The 2,782-nt window shown below is 59.6% G+C and carries 1 protein-coding gene; it reads left to right on the top strand.

Features of this window, described 5'->3' with window-relative positions:
- Positions 1–62: 62 nt before the first annotated feature.
- The coding region (locus EOA85_RS31795) for a Ulp1 family isopeptidase (protein WP_245486203.1) at positions 63–2,782 on the top strand (2,720 nt) is incomplete at its 3' end.

Genomic DNA, 2,782 nt, shown 5'->3' with positions numbered 1-2,782 from the left:
CCCCAGCACCGCATCTCGACGGGTCGATGCCCTCGACAGTGCAGCCGGATCGTCCAATTGTGGTGCCCGACGGTGCCGACAAGCGTCCTGTTTATTCCAACGATGCCACCGCCATCGAAGGGCTGAAGTCAGCACTCCTTGCGGGTAAAGCCAGGCCGGACACGGTCACTCGCAGCACAAATTCTCTTTTCGGCTTTAGTCGTTGGCTCTTTCAAAACAACAAGCCAGGGCTTGCTGCTCGGCTTTACCATCCGTCGCTGAGCCAGGATCTCGAGGAGTACGAGAGTAGGGGTGGTTCCTCCACCGTGGCTGGCGCACTGCGTCAATTGATGAAGTCGATGGGCGGAGCCGGCCCGATTGTGGGTCGCGCTGTCCTGAACCCCCATCCTGACGACGCCGCGCTCACCAGACATTTCAGATCCGCGAGCGGCTACGCAACTGCTCTTAACCATTTCAGTCATTACCTACGTCAAAATGACAAGCTCGGAATTGCGGGTCGCATTTACGATAAATCGCTGGATAAAGATGTTGAGAGCTACAAGGCCGCCTCCTCTAATGGTGGAGCTCCGATCGAATCTGCGCTGGTTTATCTCCGCAAGAACCCGCCGCGCGTTATACTCGGGAATCATCTGGAAAACGCGGTCAGCATGGAGGCTCGTCCCCGTGGCGACGCTGCTCAGCATACCGCACCACAGCAGGGATTCGATTGGCCAGAGGAGCTCCTGCCGGTAGGTTATAAGGAGGGCACCGATCTACCATTGTCTCTCGCCCCAACCGCGCACCAACACCAAGCGCCCGACTTTGGAGAGGCCGTCCCTCACTTGAACTGGCGCCACGGCGACCAAGGCGCCCCGGAGGAGCTGGTAGCTGCACGGGACAGGAGCAGCCCGCTGCCAAGCGAGGCGGTGCCACATAAATCTGGACGGGGACTCGCTACGCAGCCCAGATTGTGGGCGGAGAAATCCGCCTCGCCAGAGCTCTTTCCACGGCGGGCGGAGCAGGCTCTGCCGGCGTCCGCCAGAGGTGTGGAGACATCCTCCGCGGTTGATGAAGCCGCGCAGGCCGCTCGCCAAGCTTTGGCTTGGTTGCAGCAGGAGATGGAGGGGATCGAACCGATGCAGGATCCTCATAAGGTGGCTACACCGGAATGTGAGGCGCAGCTCGTCAGGCAGAGGGATGAGCACGAATCCACCCCAGCACCGCATCCCGGAGGTGGTGGGTCGATGCCCTCGACAGTGCAGCCGGATCGTCCAATTGTAGTCCCCGACGGTGCCGACAAGCGTCCTGTCTATTCCAACGATGCGACCGCTATCGAAGGGCTGAGGGCAGCATTCCACGCGGGTAAGGCCAAAGCGAACACGGTCACTTACAATGTAAATTCTCTTTTCGGCTTTAGTCGGTGGCTCCTTCAAAACAACAAGCCAGGGTTTGCTGCTCGGCTTTACCATTCGTCGCTGGATCAGGATCTCAAGGAGTACGAGAGTACGGGTGGTTCCTCCACCGTGGCTGGCGCACTGCGTTACCTCAAGAAGTCGACAGGCGGAGCCCCGATTATGGCTCGCCCTGTCGTGATCCCCTATCCTGACGATGCCGAGCTCATTAGAAATTACAGAGCCGCTTCGACCAAGGAGTACCTGGCAGCGCCTGCGACCGGACGGAATCCAGATACCGTGGGCGGCTATACAAATTTTCTTAGACATTTTAGTCAGTACCTGCGTCAAAATAACAAGCTTGGGATTGCGGCTCGGATTCACGACAAATCGCTGGATAAAGATGTTGAGAGCTTCAAGGCTGTCTCCTATGGTAATAGGCTAAGTATCAGTTCTGCATTGGCTCACCTCCGGGATATCCTGCCGCGCATTGTGCTCGGGCGCGAAACTGTCCTTTCTGCTCATCCGGCAGACGCAGTCACCAGGCGCGTTGGGGCCGCTGCTGAAGCTGGGCCAGCGGCACCGGCAAGAGCTCCCCAACCCGCCTCGCCAGCAACCGCTAGGCTGCCAGGCACCTACCGCGGCCTTCCACTGGTTGATGTGACCACACTGACTACCAGTTCCTCTGGGGCTCAGATCGGGGCGCTCGATCCGACAGCCCCGTTCAACGTTGCAACGGGGCGGGTGCTCGGCGCCGCCGAATGGCTGAGCGACGCCCATATCCAGAGAGATTACAATTTGCTGGAGGGGCAACTGCAGGGGATCAATCCGGCGCTCGCTGCCCGGACTCGGCTGGTGGATCCTTCCGTATCCCATCTACTGCGACACACGTCGCCGCAAGACGCTCGAGGCATATTGCAGTCCATCTATAATCAAAACAACGCCACAGCCGACTTCCTGTTCTTGCCAGTGAATAATGGCACGGCTACTAGCCCCGGCACCCATTGGTCGCTGCTGCTCGTTGATCGCCGCGACCCGGAAAGGCGGTTCGCCTATCACTACGACTCCCTCCAGCGAGAGGGATATAACGACGTGCCTGCAAAACAGCTCGCAGGACTGCTGAATGCCACCTTGGCGCCAGCCCCCATGGCCAGACAGACGAACCATTATGATTGCGGCGTATTTGTCCTGGAGGGCACGTGGGCGCTGGTTGAACGATTGGTGAAAGGGCAGCGGCCAGACCACGAGCCGCTGCCCCTCGACAACCTCGTTGCCGATCGGCAGGCGCTGCAAGACCGGCTAAGGAGGCGCTTGCCGCACGAGGAAGAGCCGCGGCAGCTGCTGGAGGATGAACCCGCCTCCCCACCGATGATGGCATTCGAGCCAGGGGAACTGCGGCAACTGTTGGAAGA

Origin of the sequence: Mesorhizobium sp. M5C.F.Ca.IN.020.29.1.1 (assembly GCF_003997375.1) — a bacterium.
GTDB lineage: Bacteria > Pseudomonadota > Alphaproteobacteria > Rhizobiales > Rhizobiaceae > Mesorhizobium > Mesorhizobium wenxiniae.
The sequence above is the reverse complement of the archived record's forward strand: the minus strand, read 5'-3'. Positions and strand labels throughout refer to the sequence as shown.